Origin of the sequence: Flavobacterium branchiophilum NBRC 15030 = ATCC 35035 (assembly GCF_002217205.1) — a bacterium.
Classification (GTDB): Bacteria; Bacteroidota; Bacteroidia; order Flavobacteriales; family Flavobacteriaceae; genus Flavobacterium; species Flavobacterium branchiophilum.
In genome coordinates this window covers 1-670 of the sequence record NZ_MUGT01000074.1, presented here as the reverse complement: position 1 = coordinate 670, position 670 = coordinate 1, and the positions used below count along the sequence as shown (strand labels likewise).

The 670-nt window shown below is 39.3% G+C and carries 1 protein-coding gene; it reads right to left on the bottom strand.

The features are described from left to right. Positions 1–12: 12 nt before the first annotated feature. Positions 13–564, bottom strand: a complete 552-nt coding sequence (locus tag B0A58_RS09365) for a sugar O-acetyltransferase (RefSeq protein ID WP_014083120.1) — start codon at positions 562–564, stop codon at positions 13–15. Between the last annotated feature and the right edge of the window lie 106 nt (positions 565–670).

The window sequence follows — 670 nt, the reverse complement described above, 5'->3', positions numbered from 1 at the left end:
GTATATTTGGTATTATAATTTCCGAATGATTTGGGCAGGATTTCCTGCTGCTAAAACTCCGTCGGGAATATTTTTTGTAACGACGCTTCCTGCTCCAATGGTGCAACCGTTGCCAATAGTAACTCCTGGTACTATGGTGGTGTTGCCTCCAATCCAGCAATCGTTGCCAATGGTTACAGGTTTTGAAAATTCTACTGTAAGTCTTTCTATGGGGTCGAGTGGGTGTGTGGCGGTATAGATTTGCACATTGGGACCAAAGAAAACATTGTGGCCAATGGTAACTTTCATGGTGTCTAACACAACACAATTGACGTTGAAATATACGTTTTCGCCCGTGTGGATGTTGTAGCCATAATCGCAATGAAAGGGTGGTTCTATATACAGTTTTTTGTGTGCGTTGGGCAATAAGCTGTTTAGTATGTTTCGGGCACTGCCGTTCATGATGTATTCGGTTACGTTTAGGCGGTGTAGGAGTTTTTTTGCTCGTAATCTTTCGTTTACGAGTGTGGTATCATTGGCTAAATAGTTTTCGCCATCTAGCATTTTTTGTTTTTCGGTTTTCATTTTTTGGTTTTTTTATTGTTGTTCAAAAATAGTTGTTTTTTTGAATTGTTTTTGTTTTTTAGGAAAAAGTTGCTTTTGAAAACGGGATTGCGTTAGGGATTGTAGT

Coding starts and splice junctions, on each gene's coding strand:
- B0A58_RS09365 (WP_014083120.1), bottom strand. CDS start 564: ATGAAAACCGAAAAACAAAAAATGCTAGATGGCGAAAACTATTTAGCC.